This is a genomic window from Dyadobacter sp. (assembly GCF_051859145.1).
GTDB lineage: Bacteria > Bacteroidota > Bacteroidia > Cytophagales > Spirosomataceae > Dyadobacter.
Window position 1 is genome coordinate 1 of record NZ_JBHYGF010000305.1, and the last position, 5,274, is coordinate 5,274.

Annotated in this window: 2 protein-coding genes; both read right to left on the bottom strand. The window is 49.6% G+C overall.

The window, feature by feature from the left end:
* Positions 1–141: 141 nt before the first annotated feature.
* A complete protein-coding gene (locus ACTIE6_RS16925; protein ID WP_439557767.1) occupies positions 142–2,040 on the bottom strand; it encodes a RagB/SusD family nutrient uptake outer membrane protein in 1,899 nt (632 codons plus the stop codon).
* 16 nt (positions 2,041–2,056) lie between these two features.
* On the bottom strand, positions 2,057–5,274 hold a 3,218-nt coding region (locus ACTIE6_RS16930), incomplete at its 5' end, for a SusC/RagA family TonB-linked outer membrane protein (protein ID WP_439557768.1).

Below are 5,274 nucleotides of genomic sequence, written 5' to 3' on the forward strand. Positions count from 1 at the left end.
AATCGTCCACATCATCTTTGCCCTAATAAAAAACCAAGCAACCTATAACGATCACTTGGTTTTATCATAGAAATCAGAATGACAAAACAGGTTTGACAGTTCTCCTTCATACCTATTGTCATGCTGAGCGCAGTCGAAGCACTACCAACCCGGATTTTGCTTCAATGTCGGGGTTCTTTGTAGTTCGTCCTGCATGATTGGGAAGAGGTAGTGCCTTGGCGCTACGAAGACGCGGCTTTCTATGAAGTAGCGCTGCATTTTGTACTTCTTACCGTCTACTTCTATTTTCCCGTTTGGATCTTCCACGGGTTTCATTCCATTGATCATTCGCTGCGTTTTAGGATAAGGCCAGCCCAGCTGCGCGCGTTGCTCGTTGGTAGCGCCTGAACTTTGCCACGCCTGCTCTCTTGCGAGTTCTTTGGCTGAACTTGGTTCGAGGTACAATCTTGAAGACCAGATCCTGTTGTTTTCATAAAACAGCTCCACCCGGCGCTCCCGCTTGATGTATTCGTCCATTACAGCCTTATTCGCTTGCGCTTCCGGCGGCATAGGCGCCATAAACGAGCGGGCTCTTACCTCATTGATCATCGCATATATCTCTGCATTCGGCCCGGCCGATTCGTTAACAGCCTCCGCATAGATGTAGATAAACTCCGGTAAACGCCAGATCGGCGGACCGCTGATCGCAAAGCTCTTATCCCGGTTCCAGGATTCACGCAAAATTTTACGCAAAAAATAACCTGTGGTAGTCGAATTGGTCGCTCCGATCTTATCTGCTCCTGTGGCAGTATTGATCACCTTTCCCTTGAATGTCGAACCGTGGTAAACAATGTCGCGATAAAAGCGCGGGTCACGTTTGATACCCTCGTATGGATTGGCGTCATCATAACCATCTGCCTTGGCCCTGGTACTGTAAATGGGATAACCAAACCCGTTTTTGGCCACATATTCATATTCATCAACCTGCTCCTGAACCGGCATCTGGCGCGAGCTGCCGCCCCAGCTTGGCGGGTAAATGTCACCCTGCCAGTTGTGGTCTTTATCCCGCGTCACAAAGAAAACCGCCTCATTCTGAAACGCTTCCATATTGTGATACAAATCCCAGAGCCGCGCAGGTACTTTTGAATTGTTATTGTTCACGCCCGCATCGTCCCTGAAATCGCTGGCATCGTGGCCTTTGTACAGGCTGTAACGCTGGCGACCGTCTACCTTGAAATCGATTACCGCTTTGGCTGCATCCCGCGCCGCTGTCCACCGCGCCGGATTGAATGCATATTCCGCAGCAAACTGGCGGGTATCATTCGGAAAACTACCGCCATTCCACATCGGGGTAGCCGCCATCCAGGCAATCATCGCTTTCAGTCCCAGGCAAGCACCTTTATCCACCCGGCCAAAATCAGCACCGCCCCAGCTCCCGGGTACCAGCGCCAGCGCAGAATCGCAGTCGGCGGAAATTTTCGCGGCAATGGAATGGAAAGATTCCTGTTTGAAATCCATCGGCTCGGTGGGCGAAATGGTACGGTTCATGTACACTACCTCGCCGTACATTCTGGCCGCCAGGTAATGGAAGTAGGCGCGCAGGAAGTAAGTCTCCCCCAGCCTTTTCGACAAATCCCCTGCCTGCAACGGGTTGTCGGGCGTATTATACTTGCGAACTCCTTCGAGGATTACATTCGCCTTTCTCACCCGTTCGTACAAATCCCACCAATACTGGCCGCGGCTGCTTCTGTCGGGCATTTGGTTGGCGTTCCAGTCGCCCGTGTTGAATTTGTTAGTTAAACTTCCCTCCGCTGTCGAACCTTCCGCCTCATCCGTTACCGGCGCAGTTGAAAAGTGAGAAAAGAAAACGAGCGGACTGTTGGAGCCTTTTGCATTGTCGTAAAGGTCCGTGATCAGCTGGTTGGTTTTATTATATCGGGTAAAAACCTGCTCTGCATCTACCTGATCGTCGGGTTTTCTATCCAAAAAATCCTGGTCGCAGCCGGCGAGCAATCCGCCAAGCAGCAATGTAGCAATCGTATATAATTGTCTGGTTTTCATAAAATCTCGCGTAAAATCAGAATGAAATATCAACACCAAAATTCACCACCTTCTGGATCGGGTACCAGTCACCGGTACCTTCCTTTGTTTCAGGATCCATATCCACATCGTTTAATCCGTCCCAGGTAAGCAGGTTCATTCCCTGCACGTAAAAACGCACCTGGTCAAGACCGATTTTCTTGATAGCAGTTCTCGGCAGGTTATAGCCCAGCTCGACTGTTTTCAGACGCACATATTTCGAATTATACAAAAACAAGCTGCTGTTCGCATTCTTATTATTGCTGTGATCGCCGAAATGCAATGCAGGATAAGTTGCAGTTGAAGCTGTTTCCGGCGTCCAGCGGTTCAGGTGCATTGGTTTTACTTTTCCATATTTATCCTGGCTGAACAACGGAAAATCGTAAACTGCCGCGCCGGAAAGCTGTACCGAAGCCCGGGCCGCGCCCTGGAACAACATGCTGAAATCGAAGTTCTTGTACCTGCCTCCTACGGGCAAACCGAACATAATTTCCGGGTTGCGCGGGTTTCCGTCAGCCTGCCTGTCGCCCAGGTCATCAACGCGACCGTCGCCATTGAGGTCTTTATAAACCACATCCCCTGGCCGCAGCGTACCCCACGATTGGTAACCGCTACCCTGGTTCATTGCATTCAATGCATCCGCTTCTTCCTGATTACTTACAAAATGGTCGAAAATGTAGTTGAAATGCTCGCCAATCCTTTTTCCGGTATTCGCCCTGCCTGCGTTGGCATAGGGAATTTCGTTCATGAACACGATTTTGTTACGGGCAAAGGAAAGGTTGGGACGAATGAAGTAAGTCGCATTTTTACCAATGCTCCCCGTCCAGCCGATTTCCATTTCAAAACCTTTGTTGTTCACAATTCCCGAGTTCAAGTAAGGCGCATTCTTGCCTACAAGATCCGGGAAACCCAGCTTGTTTCCCCCGCCCATATCGGTAATGATATCATACCGGTGCTCGTGGAAAAGATTGAGGGTAAATGTGAGCTGTTTCAGGAATGTAGCGTCGATACCGATGTTGGTTTTACGCGCTTTTTCCCAGGTAAGATTAGGATTAGCCAGGTCGCCTTCCGACAGAAAACCACCTGCTCCAGAGCCGAAATTGTCTGTTCCAAAGTTGTAATTTCCATCCCGTCCACCAAAGTACTGCAGGTAAATAAAACGCTTGTCATTGGGCACACGGTCGCTTCCTACCAGTCCGTGAGAGGCGCGGATTTTAAAGTTGTTCAGCCAGTTCTGCGCACCGGTCAGGAATTGCTCTTTTGACAATACCCAGCCTGCCGAAACCGACGGGAAGAAACCGTAGCGCTTTCCTTTGGCGAAGTTTTCAGATCCATTGTAAGCTGCATTGAATTCGAGCAGATAACGGTCATCATAACCGTAAGTAGCCCGCGCAGTCACGCCCTGGTAGCTGAACGGGACCTGGTTATTGATAATGCGGCGCGACCTGTTTCCCAAAATCATCCCGGTTACATGATGTGAACCAAAATTGCGCATGTAATCTATCTTGGCCTGGATGTACGTGCGGCTTTCATTGTCTTTATTGTCGTAACCGTTCCCGATGGTTTGGTCAATGTCATATTTATTCCCTGATTTGTAAGCGCCCGTATATAGACCCGGTGACCTATATACGTCACTTCCGTCAACTGGTACAAACGTCGCATAACCCGGATATTCGCGGTAACCTTCCGAGTAGGTATCTACCTTCCGGTTGATCCAGCCGCCATCGCTTGCATCGTAGGAAAACATTCCGTCTACCGACAAACCTTCTGTGATAAAGTTCAGCTTGTGGCCGAGTGAGAAGGAACCGTTGAGGTAGGTATTTTTTTCATTCAAAAACCCGGTGCGGCTGAGTTCTCCCAAAATATTGAACCTGTAAATCTGATCTCCGTAAAGCATTCCCAGCGGATTGTTGGCTGCAAAAATGCGGTTACCGGGATTATCATTTTGCTCTACGATGATCGGCAGATAGGAAGGCTGCGTATTGGCCAGCTCCACTACGCGCCCCGCCGATGTACCCGGTGCATTCCGGTCGGTAATGCGGGCGCCAATGTCGAGTTTCGCGTAGAAGTTGTCTGTAATATCAATGTCAATGTTCGAGCGGAAGTTATACCGCTTGAAAATAGCCTGGGTATTATTGGTGCCTACATTGGTATGCTTGTAATTTCCATCCTGCTGGAAATAGTTGGCCAGGACAAAATACCTGGCCCTCAAAGATCCACCGCTAATAGATAAACTGTAATCATGCTGTACACCCGGCTTGAATGCGTAATCGAAATAATCCCAGTTGTAGCCCAATCCGTCCGAGTTGTCGCCTTTTGCTTTGCGCCAGTTGGCAATCGCCGATTCTGAGAACAGGTTCAAAGTTGACGGATCTGCATCGGGATTATCGTTTTTTCTTGCCTCGTTATAAAGCATTGCGTAGTCCGCAGAACCGAGGTAAGTAGGGAATTTCACGGGCCTGTTAACACCTACCGAAGCTTTAAAATTCACCGTGGCCTTATCCTGCACTTTCCCGCGCCGCGTGGTAATCAGGATTACGCCGTTTGCGCCTCTTACCCCGTACGGAGCTGTCGCACTTGCATCTTTCAGGATCGTAAATGTCTCAATCTCAGAAGGTGCGAGATAATCCATACTTCTTTCCAAACCATCGATGATCACGATCGGCGACTGGTTTCCGTAAGTAGCGGTACCGCGGATGAAAATGTCACTCCGGTCAACACCCGGCTCGCCGCCGCTGAATTGGTTTGCAAAAAGACCGGGAAGCCTGCCTGCCAGCGCATTGGTAATGCTGGCAGTCGGACTTTGTTTCAGGTCTTCGGTGGTAATCGTCGCAATGGAGCCGGTAATAGTCGCTTTTCGCTGCGAACCAAAACCGACGATCACGACTTCCTCCAACCCGCCCAGGTCTTCCTGCAATTGTATGTTGAATGAAGTTTGTGCATCGATAATCTGCTCTTTTCCGAGAAAACCAATGAATGAAACTACGAGCACATCGCCCTGCTCGGCTTCAATCGTAAATTTCCCGTTTGCATCTGTGGAGGTACCTTTATCAGTCCCTTTCACTACCACAGTTGCGCCGGCGAGCGCCATTCCTTTTGTATCCTGAATGGTACCGGTAATTTCCCTGATCGTTGCCACAACAGCTGCCGGTTCGGCCTCCATTGTTTGAATCAGCGACGCGCTGGGTTGTTCTTCTTTTTTGAAAACGGCGATTT